Genomic DNA, 19807 nt, shown 5'->3' with positions numbered 1-19807 from the left:
CACACTCACCACGGGCACGCGCGCATCACCTACGAGGAGAGCTGGTCAATGACGGAGGACGCGGGGAACTGGGGGCTCTTCCAGGGCGGCGGCGCCGCACCCCACGAGGTGACCGACTGGCCGCAGGCCCCGCCGTGGCGCCGCTTCGGCAACGGCTCGCCCCGGCGCGCCGACGGGCGGCGGCTGCCGTACCTGATCTCCGACGAGGACCGGGACGTCGTCAACACGGCGCTGCATCTGCACCGTCCGCTGCTGGTGACCGGCCGGCCCGGCACGGGCAAGTCGACGCTGGCCCACGCCGTGGCCCGCGAACTGTGCCTCGGGGAGGTGCTGCACTGGCCCGTCAACAGCCGTACGACCCTCTCCGACGGCCTGTACCGGTACGACGCGGTGGGCCGGCTCCGCGACGCCTCGCTCCACCGCCACCACGAGACGTCCGCCACGCCCGCCACGTCCGACACATCCGCCACGTCCGACACGTCCGACACGGCGGACGGCTCCGAGCCGGACATCGGCGACTACCTCCGCCTCGGCCCGCTGGGCACCGCGCTCCTCCCGCGCGACACGCCGCGCGTCCTGCTCGTCGACGAACTCGACAAGGGCGATGTCGACCTCCCCAACGATCTGCTGACGGTCTTCGAGGAGGGCGAGTTCGAGATCCCCGAACTGGCCCGCCTGCGACGGCCGGACGTGACGGTCCGCGTCACCGGAGGGGAGGAGCGCGTGCCGGTCGACGGCGGCCGGGTGGCCTGCCGGGTCTTCCCCGTCGTCGTCATCACCAGCAACGGCGAACGCGATTTCCCGCCCGCCTTCCTGCGGCGCTGCGTCCGCCTCGACCTCAAGCAGCCGGACGGGCAGGCGCTCCAGGAGATCGTCACCATGCACCTGGGCGCCGAGGTCGGGGCCCGTGCGGAGGATCTGATCGCCACCTTCCTCGGCCTGCGGGACGACGAGGAGCGCGAACTCGCCACCGACCAGCTCCTCAACGCCGTCCATCTGCGGCACTCGGGCGTGAAGCTGGACCACGACACCCTCCGGGAGAAGCTCTTCCGCTCGCTGGACGAAGCGGACGCGTAATGATCGACCGGCTGAGCGCCCTGCTGGAGGACGCGGGGGTGGAGCTGTCCGCCGAGGAGCTCCGCGACGTCCTGTGGCTCGCCGTCACCACCGCGCCCGCCGGTACGGCGGCAGGCGCCGGCCGGGGTACGGGGGCGGCCCCGGGCGAGGCCGGGGAGGCGGGCGAGCCGGGGACGGCCGACGGCGCCCAGCCGCGGGGCGGCGGGCCCACCGCGCTCTGGGACGCCCGCGAGGACGAGGACGAGGACGAGACAGGGACCGGTGTCCCGGCGGGGCTGTACGCGCCGGGCGGGCGCGGCGCCGCCACCGCCACCCGCCCGGCCCGCGCCGTCGGCGTCCACGGCGTACGGGCCCTCCCCGCCGCCCGCGGTCTGGCGCGGTCGCTGCGCCCGCTGCGGCGGAGCGTGGCGTCCCGGTCCGCGTTCACCCTGGACGAGACGGCCACCGCCGACTGGATCGCCGAGACCGGCCTGCCGGATGCCGTGCTGCGACCGCGACGCGAGCGCTGGCTGAGCGTCGCCCTCGTCGTCGACGACGGCCCCTCCATGGCCCTGTGGCAGCAACTGGCCGGTGAGACACGGGCGTTACTCGAACGGCAGGGCGCCTTCCAGCGCGTGCGGACCTACGGCCTGGACAGCGGGTCCGCCGACGCACCGGTGCTCAGGGCCCGTCCGTACGCCCCCACCGCACCGCGCCGTACGCCACGCCATCTCGCCGACTCCTCCGGCCGTACGGTGATGCTCGTCCTCTCCGACGGAGTGGGCCCGGGATGGCGCAGCGGCGCGATCCCGCGCATGCTGCGCGCCTGGGCACGCCACTCGCCCGTGGCGGTGATCCAGCCGCTGCCCGCGCGGATGTGGCCGGAGCGCGGCATGCCGACGCGGCGGCTGCTGGTCACGGCGGACCGCGAGGGGGCCCCGGGCCGCGCCCTGTCCGTACGCCATCCGGTGCTGCCCCCGGGACTCGTCTCGTACGAGGGAACGCCGATCCCGGTACTGGAGGCGGAGGAGGGCCGGTTCGCGGCCTGGGCAGCGCTCGTCGGGACGGGCCGCGCGGAGGACGCGGAGCTGCCGGTGATGCTGCTGACCGGCGACCAGGAACCGGCGGAGGAACGGAAGTCGGCGGTGGAGCAGGGGCCGGCGGTGGAGCAGGGGTCGGCCGTCGAAGCGTTCCGGGGGGCCGAACCGGCCCCGGAGGAGCGCCTGAGCCGGTTCCTGGGCGCGGCGTCCCCGGAGAGCCAGCGCCTGGCGCGCTCGCTGGCCGCCATCCATCCGCTGACGCTCCCGGTGATGCGCCTGGTCCACCAGGCGGGTGGCGCGGAACGGCGCGAGGCGGGGGAGAGCTTCCACCCCGCGCAGCTCGCCGAGGTCTTCCTGGGCGGTCTGCTGCGCGGTCACGGCGGAGCCACGGGCACAGGCACGGGCACGAGCACAGGCACGGGCAGCGGTGAGGGGGGTACGCGGTCCCCGGAGTCCGCCGAGTACGAGTTCCACCCCGGCGTCGCCGACCTGCTCCTGGACGGCGTCAGCACCCCCGACGCGCTGGAGACGGCCGCCAGGGTGACGGAGTTCCTGCTGCGCCGCCAGGGCGGCGGCCCCGAGTTCCGGGCGCGCCTGACGGACGGCGGCGACGCGACGGTGGCGGCGGAGGCCCGCCCGTTCGCGGCGGCCTCGCCGGAGCTGCTGCAACGGCTGGGACTGCTCGACACCGGTCAGGACCGGACCCCGGAGCGGGCGGACGACCCGCAGGGGGCGGACGGACAGCCGGAGGGGACCGCGTCCCCGGGCGCCGCCCTGCACCGCTCCTACGCCTCCGAGCAGGTACAGCCGCCGCTGATGGCCCTCGTACGGCGGCTGGACGGGGAGGAGGTTCTGCCCGAGCCGGTGCGCGACGCGGTCGACCGGCTGCTCAGGGGCGCCGAGGCGCGGGACGGTTCTTCCGGGTGGACAGGCGTTCAGCAAGTGGCCAAGCTGGCCGGTGAACTCGTCGCCGCGGGCTGGCAGGAGTACGCCGACCTGCTGCGCGACGAGATCCAGGAACAGATCGCCCGGCTCAGTACCGGCGATGATCTCGAATCCCGCAGCCTGCGCGGCCACCTCGCGCTCGCGCTGAACCGACTGAGCCTGCACGACGAGGCCGAGGCCCATCTCCGGGACGTCGTCGCGCTGTCGGCGCGGGCGCACGGCGAGACGCATGACTACACGCTCAACGCCCGCAGGTACCTCGTCGGGCTGCTGGACGGCGCCGGGCGCCCGGGAGCCGCCGAGAAGGAGGCCGCCGTGCTCATCGAGCTGCTCGGGCGGCGTTCCGACAAGGAACGGGACGAGATCCTCGACATGCGGCAGAGCAGGGGCCGCTTCCTCGTCAGCCTGACGCGCTTCGAGGAGGCCGAGGCCGAGTTCCGGGCGGTGGCCCTGGAACGGCGTGACCTGCTCGGGCCCACCCACTTCAGCACGCTCTACAGCCGTATCTGGCTCTCCGGCACCCTGCGGCGGCGCGGGCACTACGAGGGGGCGGAGGCGGAGGTCAGATCGGCCCTGGAAGAGGCGCAGTCGGCGTTGCCGAAGAGCAACGCCGGTGTCCTCGGCGTCCTGATCGAACTCGGTCACCTGCTGAAGGACCGGGAGCGCCACAAGGAGGCCGAGGAGGTCTGGCGTGACGTGGTGGCCCGGGAGCACCGGGCCCACGGCCCGGGAGACTGGCGGACCCTGTCAGCGCGCCACGAGTTCATCGGCTCGCTCCGCGCCCAACGGCGGTGGGAGGAGGCGGAGACGGAGACCCGGGCGCTGCTGCCGGTGCTGGTCGAGACGCGCGGGGAACGTCACGTCGACTACTTCAGGTCGCTCATGGTCCGCGCCGAGATCCTGTCGGACCAGAAGCGGTACGAGGAGGCGGAGGCCGTCCAGCGCGCGTTGCTGCGCGATCAGCTCCGTCTGCTGGGCGAGGAGCACCCCAGCACGCTCACCACCGTCCACTCCCTCGCGGTCACCCTGCACGACGCCGAGCGCTACGACGAGGCGCTGACGGAGTTCACCCGGGCGTTCCGGGGACGTGAGCGCACGCTCGGATCCGACGCCCGGCCGACGCTGCTGTCCCGGTACTGGCGGGCGCGGACCCTGACGGGGCTCGACCGGCCGGCCGAGGCGGAGGAGGAGTACCGCGCCACGGTCGCGGCGGAGACCCGGATCCAGGGCGCTGACCACCCGAGCACCCTGACGACCCGGTGGTGGCTCGCCCTGCTCGTGCGCGACCTGAAGCGGTACGACGAGGCCGAGCGGGAACTGCGGATCCTGGCGGAGGTGAGTACCCGGGTGCAGGGCGCGGAGGCGGGGGCGACGCTGGGGATACGGCACAGCCTGGGCAACGCGCTCAACAGGGCGGGCCACTTCGCCGAGGGGGAGAAGGAACTCCGCTCCCTGCTCGCGCAGCGCCTGCGCGTCCAGGGCCCGGAGCACGTGAACACGCTCTGGACCCGGCAGAAGCTCGGCAACTCGCTGCGGGGGCTCGGGCGTCCGGACGAGGCGGAAGCGCAGTGGACCGAGGTGCTCGAAGTGGCCCTGCGGGTAAGGGGAGAAGAGCACGAGTGCACGAAGAGCACACGGAGGCTGCTGGCGGGGCTGCGCGCGGAACGCGGCGAGGACGAGGACGAGGACGGCTGACCTCTCCGACGGATCAGCTCCGATCCGACCCGTCCCGTACCGGCACGGTCGCCGGCGCCCCCTCATCTCCCGTGAGCGGAGGGGCCGCCTCATCTCCCGGCGCCCCCTCATCTCCCGTGAGTCCCTCCGCTCCCGGGAGCGCCTGCTCCGTCCAGATGCACTTGCCCGTGGCCGTGTAGCGCGTCCCCCACCGCTGCGAGAGCGCGGTGATGAGCTGGAGTCCGCGCCCGCCCTCGTCCGTCGCCGAGGCGCGGCGGATCCGGGGGGTGGTCAGGCTGCCGTCGCCGACCTCGCAGACCAGTTCGGCGCTGCGCAGCAGCCGGAGCCGTACGGGGCCCTTGGCGTGCCGTACGACATTGCCCACCAACTCGCTGACCAGCAGTTCCGTGGTGGTCGCCAGTTCGTCGAGGCCCCAGGCGGCGAGTTGTTCGCGTACGTGTTTCCGCGCCTCCCCGGCCGCCTGCGGGTGCGAGGGGAGCGGCCAGGAGGCCATGTGGTCGGTGGCGAGCGCGTGGACGCGGGCGATCAGGAGCGCCGCGTCGTCGGGGGTGGGCTGGTCGGCGGGGAGCAGCCCGGTCGTCAGGGTGTCGCAGAGCTGGTCCAGGTCCGCGGTGGGGGAGGTGTCGGCGTTGCGGAGCAGCCGGGCGAGGGTGGCCATGCCCTCGTCGATCTCGCGGCCCGACGACTCGACCAGGCCGTCCGTGTAGAGGACGAGCAGCCCCTCCTCGGGGATCGTCAGCTCGGCCGTCTCGAACGGTGGCTCCGCCGCGCCGAGCGGCGGGGCGAGGGCCAGTTCGGGGAAGTGGACGGTGCCGTCGGGGTGGACCACGGCGGGCGGCGGGTGCCCGGCGCGGGCGAAGGAGCAGATCCGGGTGGTCGAGTCGTACAGCGCGAACAGGCAGGTGACGAACGAGTCCTCGCCGAGGGTGCCGACGATCTCGTTGAGGTGGCTCATGATCTCGTCGGGCGGCATCTCCAGCGCGGCCAGGGTGTGGACGGCCGTACGGACGCGCCCCATGGTGACCGCCTCGGGCAGCCCGTGGCCCATCACGTCGCCGATGACCAGCGCGACCTGCCCGGCGGAGAGCGGGATGATGTCGTACCAGTCGCCGCCCACGTCCATGCCCTGCCCTGCGGGCAGATAGCGGGCGGCGGCCGTGCACGCGGGCAGGTCGGGGAGGGTACGGGGGAGCAGGCCGCGCTGGAGTTCCTGCGACCGGGTGTGCTCGGCGTCGTACAGCCGGGCCCGTTCCAGGGCGTGCGCGACGAGCGCGCTGATCGCGGTGAGCAGCGTACGGTCCTCCTCGGGGAGGCGGCGCGCCCGGTCGAAGGCGATCACGCAGATACCAGAGGTGTGTCCGGAGGCGATCAGCGGCAGGAACGCCCACGCCTGTTTGGCGGCCTCGGACGGACGGTGCCGCATGTCCGGGTAGCGCTCCATGAACTCGTCGGTGGACGAGATGAACAGCGGCGTCCCGGTGAGGACCGACTCCCAGATCGGGCCGCCCCTTACCGGCGTGGACGCGGTGATCACGTCGACGAAGTCCTGCGGGTAGCCGACGGACCCGATGCACGACAGCCGGTCGCCGCCGACCTCGACGCCCAGCACGATCAGCCCGCCCGCGCCGAACGGCGGCAGCACCCGTCGCGCGACCGCGTCCACCACGTCCCGCGAGGTCGTCGCCCCGGCGAGCGCGGTCGTCAGCTCCGCGATCCGGGCGGCGCGGTCGGCGGCGGCCTCCTCGGCGGCGGCCTGCTCGGCCTCGTGACGGCGGCGTTCGGTGACATCGGTGAAGTAGAGCGTGACGCCGTCGGGCACCGGGACGAGCCGCAGGTGGTAGCTGCGGTCGTCCTCGGGCGTCCGTACGTCGAAACCGGCGGGCCGGCCGGCGGCGGCGGCCTCCCGGCACCGGGACTCCAGGTCCGGCACGTTGCGTACGGAGGGCAGCTCCCACAGCGGGTGCCCGAACAGCTCCGCCTCGGAGGAGCCGAGCGCCTGCTCAGCCGCCAGGTTGACGAAGGTGATCCGCCAGTCGTCGTCCACGGCGAGGAAGCCGTCGCTCATGTGGCGCAGGGCGCGGCTGAGGGCGTCGCGGGCGGAGGGCGACTCGTTGCTGTCCCAGGCCCGGCCGACCATCCGGACCGGCTCGCCCCGGTCGTCGAGCACGGTCCTGCCGCGCGCCTGCGTCCAGACGTAACCGCCGTCGGGGCGCCGTACCCGGTACTCGGCCTCGAACACGGTCCCGTTACGGATCGCCCGCTCGGCGGCGGCGAGGGTCCAGGCCAGGTCGTCGGGGTGGACGACCTTCATCCAGCTCTCGATGAGGGGGACGAAGTCGGCCGGGTCGGTGCCGTAGACGGCCATGGCCGCGTCGTCCCAGGCCAGCTCGCCGGTGTGGATGTTCCAGTCCCAGGTGCCGACCTGCACGGCCTTCAGCGCCTGCCGCAGCCGCCGCCCGCTCATCTCCTCACCGGGCGGCCGGGCCCGGGCCGGCGGCGGCGCCTGGCTCATCCGCTCCTCGGCCCAGGCGACGACGGCCCGCAGGAACTCCCACTGCGCCTCGGTCGGCCGGCCCCGGTCGCCCATGACGATCGTGAGCGCGCCGACCGTACGCTCCCCACTGGACACGGGCACGGCCGCGAGCCCGGCCCCGGGACACCCGTCCCCACCCCCACCGGCCACCCACACCCCGGCCCCGCCGCCCCGCCGGACGGCGAGCGCGGGGGCGGTCGGCCCCTCCTGGTCGACGATTTCCCAGGGCCGCACCAGACGCGGCGGCAACCCGGTCGAGGACACGAGCCGCAGCGCCGACATCGGCCCACGCAGATGCACGGTCCCGCCCAAGCCGTCCAGCTCGGCCACCGAGTGCTGGAGGGCAAGCCGGAAGACCTCGCTCTCCGTGACGCCTTGGTCCACGGTGGCCAGCAGATCCAGCCGCGCATTCATTGCTTAAGGCTACATGTCATATATGCGCGATTCTTCACTGATTGCACCCATTGGTGTACGGGGCGGGACCGCGCGGGCTTGGCCTGCGGCTACGGCATCCGGGTGGGGCATCCGGGTACGGCACCGGGTGCGGCGCCTACCCCAGCGCCTCGATGGCCCGCACGACGAGCGCCCGCGCCTCTGCTCCGTACGCGGCCAGACCGTGCAACTCGTTGAATGCTCGGACGTAAAGGGCGATCTCCTCGGGCGAGGTGATCTTGATGGATGCCGAGAGCGGTTCCAGATGCACCCGGTGATCGTCAAAGACGGTGAAGGTCTCCAGTGGCCACATGCGGCGCGGCACGGTGGCCGGGATGACCCCGAGGGACACGGACGGCAGGTCCATGGTGGACAGAAGGTGCCCCAATTGCCCGGCCATAACGCCCGCGTCACCGAGGCGGTACCGCAGGACCGTTTCCTCGATGAGGATCGCAAGTCGATGGTTGCCCTCTCGCACGGCGCGCGAGCGCGCCATGCGTGTGGTTACGGCGTCCGCGACGTCGTCCGGGGTCCCGCGGAACGCGGCGATGGACGACAGCAGCGCATGCGCGTATCCCGGCGTCTGGAGAACGCCGGGTACCACGTTCGAGCAGTAGATCCGGAAACGCCGGGTGCTCTCGTACAGCGGAACGCTGGACTCCTGGAGGCGGCGGAGACCGGTGCGCTGAAGGCGCTTCCATTCCACATAGAGGGAATCGGCCTCACGGTTCGCGGCGATGAGGTCAGGTGCTCGCCGCTCGGCGCCGCAGGCACGGCACCACGCCTGGATGTCCGCGTCGGACGGCGGAGTCCTGGCGTTCTCGATGCGTGACGACTTCGACTCATGCCAGCCGCACCGGGCGGCGAGTTCCCGTTTCGTGAGTTCCGCGTCCAGGCGTATTTCCCGCAGGCGCGCGGCGAGTGCGGCGCGTGCGGCCTGAACGCTGGACGACGGAGAGGTGGTCAAGGTGTGGAATCGGGTCCTGAATTAGTGGATCTCGTACTGCGCATGCGGGATCGCACGCTGCCACACGCTGTCGAAGGCGGTGGCGCACGCCTTGACGGTAGCGGCATCGTCGGTGATCTCGTCCTCCACCAGGTCGCCGTCGCCGGAGAAGTGATGTACCCGCAGCAGCCGGCCGTCGAACAGCCAGAAGTCGTTCCCGGCCAGCGCGAGGTCGCTCGCCTGCCTTCGTGGCAGCCATCGCACTTCCTCCCCCGCCGCCGTATTGGCGTGGGTGACGTAGTGCTCCCAGCGGATGTACTCGGTCACCGGCTCGGAAACGACCCGTGCCCGGCGGACCGTCACTCCTCGGGCGACGGCATCGGCGATCTGCTGATGGAAGGGCAGCCACCATGACGACCGGTCAGACCAGTCGACACGGCTCCCCTTCCGCCATTCCTCGAAGCGCTGGTTGCTGAAGTACGTGTCCCGCAGCTCCAGATGGACGGCGGACCGCTCGACGCCGGCCAGCAGCTCACGAAAGGGCAGCACGCTCTGCGGCATCGCACGCCTTCCTGTTCACGCCTTGCTTCACTCCGGCCGCGAATGCCGACCACGGGGCGGTCCCGAAGAGGAGTACCGGCCCGTGTACTGCCTTGCTGTCCCTCACCGGGACCCCGTCGTTGGTGCCGAGTGCCGCTTCTACGCACGCTGACTGTCCGTTGCTGTGGCTGGACTTGATCCACGCAAGCTCTGCCATATCCACCTGGCCCATGGTCATTCACCGTTCGGAGATCGGACGCTGTGACGCCTACGGACTGTCGGTCTTGACGCTGTTGACGAATGCTTGCCAGTGCGCAGGGTGGAAGGCGAAGGCGCCCAGAGACCGGTCTTTGCTGTCGCCCACGGCTATGAGCCCGTCGGCGGTCGGTTGGGTCTCGACGCAGGTGCCCCGTTGTCGGTGCTGTAAGACGACTTGCGCCACCGGTCCTGGGGAGGTTGTGCCGGATCATGCGGTCTGCCTGCCCCTAAGCGTTGAGATCTCGTGCCGATTGCGCGATCAGGTCCATGGACTGTCGTGACGGTAGCGCGGTGGCCCGGAGCTGATCGAAGGCCAGTTGGTATCGCTTGACCGGACCATCGTCCTCCAGATACAGCGCACCGTCGAGATACTCCACCCTGGCAACGTCGAGATCCATCGGGTCCGGGTACGAGAAGACGCTGAACGCGCCGTCCAGACCCGCATGCCAGCCCTGACCGAACGGGATGATCTGGATCGACAATTGCGGTGGGTTGTTCAGCGCGATCAGATTTCCGAGTTGATCCGCCATGACCTTGGGCCCTCCTATGACGCGGCGCAGTACGGCCTCGTCGAGCAGGCACAGGATCTGCGGTGCATCCTTCCCGCCGCAAGATCTCCTGACGGTCCATCCGTACGGTGATGAACGACTCGATCTGTTCGTCGGAGGCTGTCTTCTCCACCCCTCGGATGACGTCCTCGGCGTACTCGCGCGTCTGAAACAGGCCGGGCACGAGTAGTGGCTGGAAGATGAGGATGCGGACAGCGTCGGATTCGATGCTCAACTGCTCCTGGAAGGGCTGCGTATCGAGGTGCATGGTGCCTCGCGCGAGCAGCCCGGGCCGCAGGCGCCCGATCTGGACGCATGCGGCGGGCGCGGGCTCGTCATCGTGGAAGCGCTGACCGACCAATGGGGTGTCGGCGAGCGGGAGGGTGGGGTGGGCAAGGTCGTCTGGGCAACCCTGGTGTCGCCGGGTGCCGATGACGGCGGAGGAGGAGGCCGTCGCTGAACCGGCACCCGGGGCTGTCGGCCGGTCCGGGCGACGGTCGGGCAGGGCCCCGCGTCAGGTCAGTTCCGCGACCCCCGCGAGCAGACGGCCCACGTCCGAGGCGTCGTTGTAGTGGACCAGGCCCGCGCGGACCGCGCCGCCCGTGTCGCGCAGACCCAGGGAACCGGTCAGTTCCCAGGCGTAGTTGTGGCCGCTCCAGACGTTCACGCCGCGCCTCGCGAGGTGTTCGGCCACGGCGGACGGGGTGTGGCCCGCGACACGGAAGTACGCCGTCGCGGTGCGGTGCGCCGGGTTGCCGTAGAGGGTGACCCCGGGGAGGGCCCGGAGGCCGCCGAGCAGGGTGGCGAAGAGGTCCTGTTCATACGTCTCCACCGCTGCCATCGAGGCGAGCAGCCGCTGCCTCCGTGGGCCGGTGCGCGCTCCGGCCAGGGACGCCAGGTGGTCCACCGCCGCCGTGACCCCGGCCAGGTCCGCGAAGGGCAGGGTTCCCGTCTCGAACCGCTGCGGCACCCTGTCGGGCGAGCACGCCAGCTTGTCGGGGCGCAGGGTCTCCAGGAGCGCCGGGTCCGCGACGACCGCGCCGACGTGCGGGCCCGACCACTTGTACGCGCTCGTCGCGTAGAAGTCCGCGCCCAGCGCGGGTGCGTGGACCGGGCCGTGGGGTGTGGCGTGCACCCCGTCCACGTACGTCAGCGCCCCCACCGCGTGGGCCTTCGCGGTGATCGCCGCGACATCGGGGCGCGTGCCCAGGATGTTGCCGGCCGCGGTGACCGCCACCAGCCGGGTCCGCGCGCCGAGCAGGGCGTCGTACTGACCGGCCGGCAGTTCCCCGGAGACCGGGTCCACCTCCGCCCACCGTACGACGGCACCCGCCCGCTCCGCGGCCTGCACCCAGGGGCGGACGTTCGCGTCGTGGTCCAGGCGGGAGAGGACGATCTCGTCGCCGGGCCGCCACGTCGCCCCGAGGACGGAGGCGAACCGGTAGACGAGCGTGGTGGTGTTCGCGCCCAGGACCACCCCGTCCGGCTGCCCGCCGACCAGATCCGCGACGGCGGCGCGGCAGCCGTCGACCAGGGCGCCCGCGCGCCCGCTCGCCGGGAATGCGCCGCCGACGTTGCCGATGCCCGCGCGGTAGGCCGCCGCGATCGCCTCGATCACGGGCTCCGGCATCTGCGTACCGGCCGCACCGTCCAGGTAGGCGACGCCGTCGCGCAGCGCGGGATACGCCGCGCGTACGGCGGCCACGTCGAAGCCGTCGCCCGGGGCGGGTTCGTGGTGAGTGCTCATGCCGCTCGGTTCCCTCCGCCGCTCCGGATACCGCTGCCCGGCCGAGTCCTACCCGGCGCGGTGCGGCGTATCACGCGCCACGGGACCGGGCTGTGCTGTGACCGGCGTATCGGGGAGAGGTTCGAGACCGCCCGCGCCGTCTCCGAGGCCGAGCGCTGCTCGTCGCCCCGCACAGGTGGACGGACGAGGGCCGGTGGGTCAGGTCTTGCGCGGACGCCCTCTTCTCGGCGCCGGAGGACGCCAGGAGGCAATGGTGTCCTCAGGTATACCGAGCCGGTGCACGAGACGTTCGAAAGCAGTCGTCAGCACTTCGTCCTCATCCGACGGCTTGACAGGACCCGGTGCCGCGCCGGTCCGTGGTATCCAGGCCAGCACCTCTCGAAGAGCTGCCACTGCGGGCAGTACCCACTCGGAACTGTCGGTGTGGGGACGGGCAGCCGAATTGAAGAGATTCAAGAGTGCCAGAGCCCGTTCGCGCGCGTCCCACCCGGCCCAGCCGATCAATGTGGTGGACAGCACCGGAGCGAAGGGGGGCAGGTAGGAGGTGAATCGCTCATTGGGGGTGTCGAACTTGCCGCGCTGATACCAGTAGGACGGCCTGACGAAATCCGCGGCGGTGTACCGCGGTGGAATGGACGTGGGCCTGTCGACGTTGATTTCCTGCCGCCGCCCAGCCGTTCGGGGAGCGTGGTCCTCCTGCCACTGCTGAGCCCACAGGGCCTCCCACTGGGCTCGCTTGCGTAGCCCGGACGCCTTGTATCTGAGCGCCGCCGCTTCTGGTACGTGGGCGTCCGCGATCAGGCTCTGCACGACATCGAGAATCCGGGCATCAGGAGAGTGGAGCGCCGCGAGCATGGTGAACTCCGGCTCCCGCGCCAGCAGTTCGGCCAGTTCCCCGACCGTGCGCGTGACAGGTTGGCGCTCGCCTACGCGCTCCTCGAACCAGAGCTGGGGGTTTTCGCAACGATCCAGCATGCGGTCACGCAGAATCGTCCGGAGTACGGAGTCCCAGTCAGGTGCCGACCACCTGTGCTTGTACTCCGGCTGCTCCAGCAACGCCACTGCCGCGTTTTCCTCGATGGCGTCGATGCGGCGCCTTACGAGGTCCTGGTAGGCGGACGGCCAGTGGCCGGGAACTTCGGTGACCAGGGGCGTTCCATGGCGTTCGAACCACATGGTGGAAGCCTCACCCCGCATGACCCGCCGGGCGAGGGCGATCTCGAAGGCACGCTGGCCCGGCTCGATCGAAGGAGGCTCGGCCGGGCCCTCCGTCAGCGGAGAGCCGACAGGGAGGAGGCCGTATTCCGCGTACGTCCGCCAGTCGAGCTCTTCCTGGAGGGCCACCATCCGGGACCGGGCTGAGAGCCAGTGGCCTTTGACCGACTTCAGATGGTCATGTGTGAGGCGCGTGCCGGGGGCGGCGAGTTCCGACAGGTACGCGGTGCGCACGGTGGCGAGGCGGTCGAGTTCCGCCGCGTGGGCGAGGGGGAGCGACGCGGGGAGGGGCAGCTCCAGAAGCCGGGTGGAGGTGAACTCATAGATCTTCTCCCAGGCTTCACCACCCCGTAGCTGGTCGGCTCGGGGCCCGCCCTTGCTCTGGCTCATCTGCTTGAGCCAGAAACAGGCCATCGAAGTGTTGAGTACACCGAGTATCCGCAGGTGGTCTTCTTCCGAGGCGTCCGGGGAGAGCTTGATGACCGGCGCCGAGTTGAGGGGCACCACGGTGTCTCGCAGAAGGCTGAAGTGAGGATGAGTGGACACCCAAGGAAACACGATGCCCCAGGGGTGCACGTACCGGCCAGTCGCGACCTGGTGCCAGTCGTACCACCGAGCCGAGTGCGCCATGCCGGTCCGTTCGCCGAGGACCGACCGGTACGGCCAGAGCCGACGGTGATGTCGTGGGACCCGGTCGAGGGCGACGATCCCGGTGCCGTCCCCCGTTCGCGGGAAGAATGCTTCCATCTCGGTGCGCGCGGACCAGTCGCGTACTCCCGATCCGGTCAGCACCGGTACGCGGGAGGCGTCCTCGGTGCCGTATCGCCGGAAAGAGTGCGGCGGCGCACAGAAGATGTCGTCGGAACCCGTATTGCCTCCGTAGCCGATACGAGCAACACGCTTCTCCAGCGGTTCGCCGCGCTCCATCAGGCGCAGCACGGCCTTGGCCGATGATCCCGCCAGGGTCCAGGGGAAGACAGTCAGTCGGCTCCGCTCCTCCAGGAAAGACTCCGTCCACGGGGTCACGGCGGGGCTGCGCGACGTTTGACGCAGCGACTGCCAGACCGCACCTTCGCTCGGATCGGGAGGAGGAAACGGCTCACCCCGCAGTCCGACAACCGTATGTACTGGGAGCGTGGGATCGGGCACGCGGTTCCGTCCGGCAAGGATGACGGTCGGCGTGCCGTGACCAGGAATGTAGGCCCCGGAGGTGTCGATCACATGAGAGATTTCGACCCGGGACAGCACGTCCTCGACCAGCTTCCGTCCGAACTCCCGCTTCATGAAGGAGTTGGCCAGCAGCTCTCCGACGTAGCCGCCGGCTGTCCCTCGCACAGCGAGATCGAAGGCGAGTTCGGTGAAGGGAACGGTGAGCGCATAGCGCCCGCTGCAACTCGGGTACGCCTCCTGGTAGGCCTTGGACAGGGCTTTGTCCTTGACCGTGATGTAGGGGGGATCGGACACCACTGCGTGGTAAGAGGCACGGCCGAGGAGGCCGTACCGGTCGGAGTGCGTGTCAAGGTCCTGTGCGGAGTCGATCACTGATGGTTCCGGAGCGCCGCTGTCGACAGCGAGCGGGGCTTTGCCGTGAAGGAGCGAGTCTCCCGACGCCACCACGATGGGTACGTCGGGCATGTCGTCCAGCCGTGGCTCATCGGCGGCATTCATGGCCGCGATCACGAGGCGGAAGCGCGTGATGCTCACGGCACAAGGGTTGAGATCGCACCCGTGGATGGATCTGAGCGCTCTGGCCGCGCGCTGCCAGCGACTCATGTCCGGCCTGACTCTGGACCATTGCCGGAACAGGCGGTCGAAGGCGCTGATCAGGAACGTGCCTGATCCGCATGCCGGGTCAATGGTACGAAACCCTGCCAGACCGGCCGGAGAGGAAGCGAATTCCTCGATCGCGGGATCGAGCGTGAGGTCGAGTATCAGGTCGGCCACGAAGGGTGGGGTCGTGACCAGGGCGTACGACTTTCGTGACTGCTCATTGAGGCCGACGTAGAGGTCCTGGAGGAAGCGCGTATCGCGCGACTCATCCGCGAAGTCGTGGACCAGGGTGCCGTCCGGAGTTCTGCGGCGCCAGAACGACAGAAGCTCCTCGCACGCCTCGCGGCTCGGGGTGATCTTCCACAGGGGATTGCTCCGCCGGTCGAACACCGTGGCCATGGCGGGTTGGGAGCGGAGACGATCCACTGCGGCGATGATCGAATCGCGGGCGTCCCGTACCGGGAGGGACGGCCGGTCCGGGAAGGCCTTGGTGCCGGTGGCGAAGGACAGGTTCGCGATGTGGTTGTCCTCGCAGAATCGGAGCATGACCGTGGCAAGCACCCAGGACGTGGCCACCTGGGCCACCTGGTTGTGCAGCCACTCGGACCAAGTGGCCGAGCTCCGCGACTCGCCTACGGCGGTCCGGTACTCCGCCCGCAGTGCGGTCGCGGCATCGCCCAAGCCGACTCGCTCGTGCAGATCGCGTTCGAGGCGGGCCGTCGCCTGACTCAGCTCCACCGTAAGGAGCGAGCTGGAGATCATGTGCGCTCCCGGAGGCAGTGGTTCTGGTGGGGACGCACACCGTTGATCCCCGGGGGCCCAGATTATCACCGCGGCAGCTGTAAATTATGGTGAGCTCCGTAAATAGTTGAGAGTGTTGGGAGATCTCGCTACGCTCCATCTCGGAGGGGCGGCCGGTCGGGTGTCGCCCCTGAACGAGGGGTGTGTCATGAGTGCGAGTGCTGACGGCCGCGCGCGGCGGGGTCTCTGGTTGGCGATCATCATGCAGGCGGGTGTGATCGGAGGTGGCGTGTCTCTTGGGGTTCTCTGGCTCGCTGGAGCGGGCGTGGTGGTCTCGCTCGGAGCTGGAGGTGGGACCTTCCTCGGGCTGGCGACGTTGGGGCTTGCTGCGCATCATTTCCTCAATGGCGAATAACACCCCAACTCATGGGCAGGCGCGACACCCCTAAGGAGTACACTCCTTAGGGGTGCAGACCTAAGGAGTGGGATCGTGCAGCAGTCACAGGTGCCGGCCAAGCCGGCCCATGTCTACGACCGTGGGACCGAGTGGGAAGCCCTGACACGTTTTGTGCACAGGCCCCTGCCGCACGCCATGCTCGGGATCGTCAGCGGCAGGCGGCGCATGGGGAAGACGTTTCTCCTGCGTGCCCTGGTCGAACAGCAAGGCGGTTTTTATTTCGGTGCGACCGCGGCGACGGCGACGGAGTCACTGCGTCAGTTCGGCGCCGCGCTGGCCGAGTATGCGGGCTCTCCGGTTCCCTTCTCCTTCGCCACGTGGGACGACGCGGTGACGTATGTGTTCGGCCTCGCCGCTCCCGATCGCGGGGAGGGGCCTCTGCTGGTGGTGATCGACGAGTTCCCCTATCTGGTGAAGGCCGCGCAGGAACTTCCGTCGCTGATGCAGCGGGAGATCGACCGTTTTCAGGTCGAGGAGAACCGGATGCGGCTGCTGTTGTGCGGATCGGCGATGTCCGTCATGGGAGGTCTGCTTGCGAGTACCGCGCCGTTGCGCGGGCGGGCTCAGCTCGAACTCGTCGTACGGCCCTTCGGCTACCGCGCTGCGGCCGACTTCTGGGGCGTTGCCGACAGCCCGGCCCTCGCGGCCCGGCTGCATGCCGTGGTCGGTGGCACGCCGGCGTACCTGCGGCAGTTCCTGGCGAACGACGTCCCGGCAGACCTGGAGGAGTTTGACGACTGGCTCTGCCGTACGGTTCTTTCGCCACTCAGCCCGCTCTTCCGGGAGGCGCGCTATCTGCTCGCAGAGGAGGCGGATGTCCGCGACACGGCGCTGTACCACTCGGTCCTTGCCGCCGTGGCACAGGGCAACTCCACGCGGGGAGGGATCGCGGGGTACATCGGCCGTAAGGCGGTGGACATCTCGCACCCGCTCAACGTGCTGGAGGACAGCCATCTGCTGGTGAGGGAGGCGGATGTCTTCCGGGCCGGAAAGTCGCAGTACCGGATCACGGAACCGTTGATCAATTTCTACGAGGCCGTGATGCGTCCCTCGTGGGCCCGGCTGGAGAGTGGCCAGGCTGTCGAAGTGTGGGCGGCGGCGTCGGAGCGTTTCGCGGCGCAGGTGGCTGGGCCGCATTTCGAGACGGTGTGCCGCGAGTACGTACTCGGGCCGGGTCGGTCTCTGCTGGCCGGCTCGATGGGAGAGGTCGGCGCCGGTGTGGTGGTCGATCCGGCGACGCGGAAGCAGGTCCAGATCGACGTGGCTGTGGTCGAGCCGGGATCCGGCGGTGGCAGGCCCAAGGCCGCGCTGCTGGGCGAGGTGAAGTGGGGGACCGTCATGGGGCTGGGGCACCTGGAGCGTCTGCGCCGGGCCAGGGACGTTCTCGCCGAACGGGGCATGGACACGAGACGCTGCGGTCTCGCGTGCTTCAGTGGGGCGGGCTTCAGTGACGCGCTGCGCGCGGAATCGGTACGAGGCGACGGGGACGTACTGCTGATCGGCCTCGACGAGCTGTACGGCAGGACGACACCCGCCCTGCTTCTCCCGTAAGACGCGAAAAGCGGGGCGGCCGACCCCGTCGTATGTGATGGGCTGCCACGATGGCGGCCACAGAGCCTGTAGGTGCCGAAGCATGTTTGTGTTCTGGGGACGCCCGTGTAAGGGGCCGCCGCGGGAATCCGGCACTGGCGCGGGGTACGCGACGGCGTACGACGACGAAGGGCAGGGGATGGGACGTTCGGCGCAGGGCTTCCGGGGCCGGGCCACGCTGTGACCGCCCGTATCAGGGAGACCTTCGAGACCGCCCGCGCCGTCTCCGACGTCCTCGCCCTGCTCGCCGTTCCCGTGCCGGCGGCCGGGCCGACGGTGGGCGAGGGAGAGCCGGTCACGGGGGAGTGGAGCGCGACCCGGGGCGAGGGCTTCCTGATCGTGCCGCTCTGGGAGAGCGAGGGGCTCGTGGGGGTGTACGAGCGGGCGTGGACCGATGCGGAGGAGACGGCCCAGGGCCATCTGGACGCCCTCGCGGCGGAGTTGGCGGGCCGCTGGGGCCCCTGGCGGCGGGTGGCCATGCACGTACCGCTCTTCCGGAAGCAGGCGGGCGAGCCCATGCCGCCGCTCTTCCAGGCGCTGTGCGACGAGGAGTGTTATGGCGACCTGTCGGTCTGGGGGCCGGTGGGCGAGAGTCCCCGCTGGGTCGGTATCTCCGTCAACCAGTGCGACGGCGACGCCCCGATGATCCTGGCGGCTGTCGTCAGTGACCGGGCCATCACCGAACTTCCCGAGCGGTAGCCGCCGGATGTCGGCCGGAGGGGCCGCGCGAGCGGAAATTCCGGCGGGCTTTGAACCGCGCCCGGGCCCCGTACGTATGGGAGGAGGGCCCTCTGATGCCCGGGGCTCCGGCGCTGGCGACGTCGTAGACGTCGTACCGGTACGACATTGGGGGCCACGGATGAAGCACGCGCGACGTCACCTGCGGCGGATCACGAGACTCGCCGCCGTCGGCGGGCTGGTCTGCGGGGGGCTGCTGGTCTCCAACGCCGTGGCCGACGAGCCGGCCGGACGTTCGACGGGGGCCGGGGGCGCGGCCGTCGGCGAGGTCGGGGCGGGGCTGGTGGCGAAGCTCGGTGCCTCGCGTACCGCCGGTACCTGGATCGCCGCCGACGGGCGGCCGGTCGTCGCCGTGACGGACGAGGACGCGGCGGCCGAGGTGCGGCGCGAGGGGGCGCGGGCCGAGGTGATGCGGTACAGCATGCGCGACCTGAGCTCCGCGACCGAGGCGCTGCGTGAGGCGCCCCGGGTGCCGGGGACCGCGTGGGCCGTGGACTATGCCGCCAACCGGGTCGTGGTGCAGGCCGACCGGACCGTGTCCGCCGGCGACTGGTCCCGGATGACCGAGGTCGCGGACGGGATCGGCGACTCCGTGGAGATGGAACGGACCACGGGGGAGTTCCGTACGAAGGTGAACGGCGCCGCGCCGATCTTCACCAACAGCGACCGCTGTTCCGTCGGCTTCAACGTGACGGACGGCCAGAACGACTTCGTCCTGACGGCCGGGCACTGCGGCCCCGCGGGCACCACCTGGTTCCAGGACGCCGGAGGCGCCACGCTGGTCGGCTCCACGGTCGCCACGACGTTCCCCGGGAGCGACTTCTCCCTGGTGCAGTACGAGAATCCGGCCGCGTTCGACGGCACGAGCACCGTCGACATCGGTGACGGCCGGGGCGTACGGATCATCGGCGCCGCCGATCCGGTGGTCGGCCAGCAGGTGTTCCGCAGCGGCAGCACCACGGGGCTGCGCTCCGGGCAGGTGACGGCGTTGAACGTGACGGTGAACTACCGCGAGGGCACGGTCACCGGGCTGATCCAGACCACGGTCTGCGCCGAGCCGGGGGACAGCGGCGGACCGCTCCTCGCGCAGGGGCTGGCGCTCGGTGTGACCTCGGGCGGCAGCGGGGACTGCACCGTCGGGGGGACGACGTTCTTCCAGCCGGTCTCGCCGGCGATGGCCGCCCTCGGGGTGCGACTCGCGGGCGTCGAGGCGGGCGGCGGCAACGAGACGGCGACGGGGAGCAGCGACGGGACGGTGGACCAGGCCGTCCCCAGCCCGGCGGGCACGGACGCGGGCGGCGGCGGAACCGGTACGGGCGCCGGGACGGGAGCCGGTGTGGGGACGGGGGTCGGCAGCGGTACGGGTACGGGCTCCGTCAGCTCGATCGTGGACTACCGGACCCTCGTACCCGGGCTGGTGATCATCGCTCTGAGCCTGCTGGGGCTGACGATGGCGCAGCGGATGTGGTCGGAGAAGGCCAGTTACCGCAGTCAGTACGCGCAGAGCTGGGGCTGACGCCCGTGCCGGGCGAGGGCCGGCACGGAAGGGGGCCGGC

At 70.8% G+C, this 19807-nt stretch carries 13 protein-coding genes and 1 pseudogene; 5 read left to right on the top strand and 9 right to left on the bottom strand.

Annotated features, from left to right (window positions below; translation table 11 throughout):
• The first annotated feature begins 48 nt into the window (after positions 1-48).
• Complete coding sequence (locus tag ACIBJC_RS33315) at positions 49-1077, top strand: AAA family ATPase (RefSeq protein WP_399298969.1); 1029 nt, start codon at positions 49-51, stop codon at positions 1075-1077.
• Complete coding sequence (locus tag ACIBJC_RS33310) at positions 1077-4736, top strand: SAV_2336 N-terminal domain-related protein (protein ID WP_399298967.1); 3660 nt, start codon at positions 1077-1079, stop codon at positions 4734-4736. Before ACIBJC_RS33315 ends, ACIBJC_RS33310 begins: the two co-directional genes overlap by 1 nt.
• A gap of 13 nt (positions 4737-4749) precedes the next feature.
• Here the strand turns inward: ACIBJC_RS33310 and ACIBJC_RS33305 are convergent, their stop codons facing one another.
• The 9 genes and pseudogenes from ACIBJC_RS33305 to pglX form a co-directional block, all read right to left on the bottom strand.
• Complete coding sequence (locus ACIBJC_RS33305) at positions 4750-7683, bottom strand: SpoIIE family protein phosphatase (RefSeq protein ID WP_399298965.1); 2934 nt, start codon at positions 7681-7683, stop codon at positions 4750-4752.
• Between the two features lie 136 nt (positions 7684-7819).
• The gene (locus tag ACIBJC_RS33300) at positions 7820-8668 is read right to left on the bottom strand and encodes a helix-turn-helix domain-containing protein (RefSeq protein WP_399298963.1); all 849 of its coding nucleotides are present in this window, start codon (positions 8666-8668) and stop codon (positions 7820-7822) included.
• A gap of 21 nt (positions 8669-8689) precedes the next feature.
• Complete coding sequence (locus tag ACIBJC_RS33295; RefSeq protein ID WP_399298961.1) at positions 8690-9208, bottom strand: DUF6879 family protein; 519 nt, start codon at positions 9206-9208, stop codon at positions 8690-8692.
• Positions 9180-9404 (bottom strand): DUF397 domain-containing protein, encoded by a 225-nt coding sequence (locus tag ACIBJC_RS33290; protein WP_399299215.1) that lies wholly within the window; start codon positions 9402-9404, stop codon positions 9180-9182. The genes ACIBJC_RS33295 and ACIBJC_RS33290 overlap by 29 nt, the downstream gene beginning before the upstream one ends.
• Before the next feature lie 51 nt (positions 9405-9455).
• A complete protein-coding gene (locus ACIBJC_RS33285; RefSeq protein ID WP_399298959.1) occupies positions 9456-9551 on the bottom strand; it encodes a DUF397 domain-containing protein in 96 nt (31 codons plus the stop codon).
• A 121-nt stretch (positions 9552-9672) separates the two neighbouring features.
• Complete coding sequence (locus tag ACIBJC_RS33280; RefSeq protein ID WP_399299213.1) at positions 9673-9993, bottom strand: DUF5753 domain-containing protein; 321 nt, start codon at positions 9991-9993, stop codon at positions 9673-9675.
• Between the two features lie 118 nt (positions 9994-10111).
• Positions 10112-10261 (bottom strand): annotated as a pseudogene (locus ACIBJC_RS33275) (Scr1 family TA system antitoxin-like transcriptional regulator); the annotation flags it as partial.
• Positions 10262-10507: 246 nt separating this feature from the next.
• A complete protein-coding gene (locus ACIBJC_RS33270; protein ID WP_399298957.1) occupies positions 10508-11740 on the bottom strand; it encodes a cysteine desulfurase-like protein in 1233 nt (410 codons plus the stop codon).
• Between the two features lie 198 nt (positions 11741-11938).
• Entirely contained in the window at positions 11939-15487 is a 3549-nt protein-coding gene (gene pglX, locus ACIBJC_RS33265; protein ID WP_399298955.1) for a BREX-2 system adenine-specific DNA-methyltransferase PglX, read from the bottom strand.
• Between the two features lie 469 nt (positions 15488-15956).
• On the opposite strand from pglX, the gene ACIBJC_RS33260 reads away from it, so the two are divergent.
• The 3 genes from ACIBJC_RS33260 to ACIBJC_RS33250 all read left to right on the top strand — a co-directional run bounded on the left by ACIBJC_RS33260 (position 15957) and on the right by ACIBJC_RS33250 (position 19767).
• Positions 15957-17474 carry an ATP-binding protein gene (locus ACIBJC_RS33260; RefSeq protein ID WP_399298953.1) on the top strand — a complete coding sequence of 506 codons (1518 nt, stop codon included), beginning with the start codon at positions 15957-15959 and terminating at the stop codon, positions 17472-17474.
• Positions 17475-17693: 219 nt separating this feature from the next.
• Entirely contained in the window at positions 17694-18212 is a 519-nt protein-coding gene (locus ACIBJC_RS33255; RefSeq protein ID WP_399298952.1) for a hypothetical protein, read from the top strand.
• Positions 18213-18372: 160 nt separating this feature from the next.
• A complete protein-coding gene (locus ACIBJC_RS33250; protein ID WP_399298950.1) occupies positions 18373-19767 on the top strand; it encodes a S1 family peptidase in 1395 nt (464 codons plus the stop codon).
• Positions 19768-19807 lie beyond the last annotated feature (40 nt).

This window comes from Streptomyces sp. NPDC050509, assembly GCF_044457965.1.
GTDB lineage: Bacteria > Actinomycetota > Actinomycetes > Streptomycetales > Streptomycetaceae > Streptomyces.
The sequence above is the reverse complement of the archived record's forward strand: the minus strand, read 5'-3'. Positions and strand labels throughout refer to the sequence as shown.